General features: G+C 38.9%; 3 protein-coding genes. 1 reads left to right on the plus strand and 2 read right to left on the minus strand.

All coding sequences use genetic code 11. The features are described 5' to 3' along the window. Positions 1-112: 112 nt before the first annotated feature. Entirely contained in the window at positions 113-592 is a 480-nt protein-coding gene (locus tag H6G26_RS41615; protein ID WP_190737977.1) for an FAD-binding protein, read from the minus strand. A gap of 208 nt (positions 593-800) precedes the next feature. Here H6G26_RS41615 and H6G26_RS43655 point away from each other — a divergent pair, with 208 nt between their 5' ends. Further along, positions 801-1,112 (plus strand): hypothetical protein, encoded by a 312-nt coding sequence (locus H6G26_RS43655; protein WP_242054420.1) that lies wholly within the window; start codon positions 801-803, stop codon positions 1,110-1,112. Positions 1,113-1,130: 18 nt separating this feature from the next. Here the strand turns inward: H6G26_RS43655 and H6G26_RS41625 are convergent, their stop codons facing one another. After that, the gene (locus H6G26_RS41625) at positions 1,131-1,466 is read right to left on the minus strand and encodes a hypothetical protein (protein ID WP_190737979.1); all 336 of its coding nucleotides are present in this window, start codon (positions 1,464-1,466) and stop codon (positions 1,131-1,133) included. Positions 1,467-1,622 lie beyond the last annotated feature (156 nt).

Here is a 1,622-nt window from a genome sequence, read left to right on the forward strand (position 1 = left end):
ATTGAATATTTTTAGTATTAATGAATAGCCGTTCAGTTGAAAATAAGATAATTTTCAGATTGAAAAATATTTGATTTGTTTTGTTTATCATTCACTCAATTCCTACAATTATTTATGTCATTTTAAAATCTTTCTTAGTTTTTATTAGTAAATAAGATGCGTTCGCCCTGACTCCAGCATCGACAACGGTACGGTCTGTTCCCACAAAGTGAATCTTGTTAAGTGTACTCATATTAATAACAATGCCAGCTTCTACTTGTGACTGACCATAAGTAGAGTGACCCTGACCGCGTGCTGCCACTTTAATTTGATGAGTACGGGCAAATTGAATAATTTGAACAATATCTTCTATTGACCCTGGATGAAGTACTGCTATCGGTTGCCGATGTACTATGTTACCGAAGTCTACACTGGCACTAACAAGAGTCTCACTATCCGTAGAAAGCGTGCCATCCAATTGGGGTATACTTTCAAAGATGGATGCGGCATTAGCAGATGTTACCCAAGAACGCCCGACAACATCAAACCCAATCACGATAGCACTGGCAACTAAACCCTGTAAAATAGAGCGGCGCGGAGTATTTAGGTTCATAATTTTCTACCTAAGCCATGAATTTTCAAAATATACAATCATTATGTTACTAGTATGATTAAATACTATTAAGGTTTTTAGCGACGGCAAAAACCTCAAATGAAGCATAGAAGAGTCACGTCCGCTACATTGCCAGATTAGCCTTCACAGTCAGTCAGCGATCGCTCATCAAACACAAGAGCAGCTAGAACAGAGTTATTCTGCTTCCTTGTCGGGAGAAAACCAAGTTTCGGGTGTAGAAGTCAAAGCAGTTGATAAGGATGAAAGTTCCGCCACGCCTGCCCCCAGTTCTGAAAAATGGTCGCATGAGGCGATTGTAGCAAGGTCAAATCTGCGACCAGAACGTATGCAGAAACTTAAGGTTGCGGCGAATTCGGGGCAGAATCCGGGGTTTGACTTCTTGCAGGAATGCTGGAATGATGATCCGACTTTGCAGATTGTGATCAAAAAACTTTTGGCGAAGTTTCTGCAATGGGGTATCGCTTGTGTAGATGAGGTGCTGCTGAAGTGGGATGAGTAACAAATACGCCCGTCACTCTTACAGGGAAGTTATATTTACTAAGTACCATTTTCCTGATGAGTTTACACTGATATCCCAATACTCAGAAAATAAGCGAGGAAAAGGCTTACCATTAAGCACATACCCTTCAGAAGAAATGGCAAAATTGGTCATCTTACCATTAATTTGAACCCGAAAAATATGCTGATTATCTTCCTGTTTATAACTAATGGGTGCAGCTTCAATAATTTCAGGTTGATAAATAATATCAAAGGAAATACCAAAATCACGTTGAAATACATAGTATTGCAGGTAATAAAATGGTTCAGAAATATAATCAAGCATCTGCTCGAAGTCCTTCATAGTCCAGTCCATTTGATACTGGATAAATAGACCTCTTGCAGAATTGATTTTGTGTTATAATGATTGGTTTTCTTAATCTGAATGGGGTGAGATAACTAAAAAGATTGATGCCTGGGGTATTTATAGCGATAGTTGTAATCGCGGAACGTCTGACAGAAAAAACATCAC

The organism is Nostoc sp. FACHB-888, assembly GCF_014696655.1.
In the GTDB taxonomy this organism is placed as follows: Bacteria; Cyanobacteriota; Cyanobacteriia; order Cyanobacteriales; family Nostocaceae; genus Nostoc.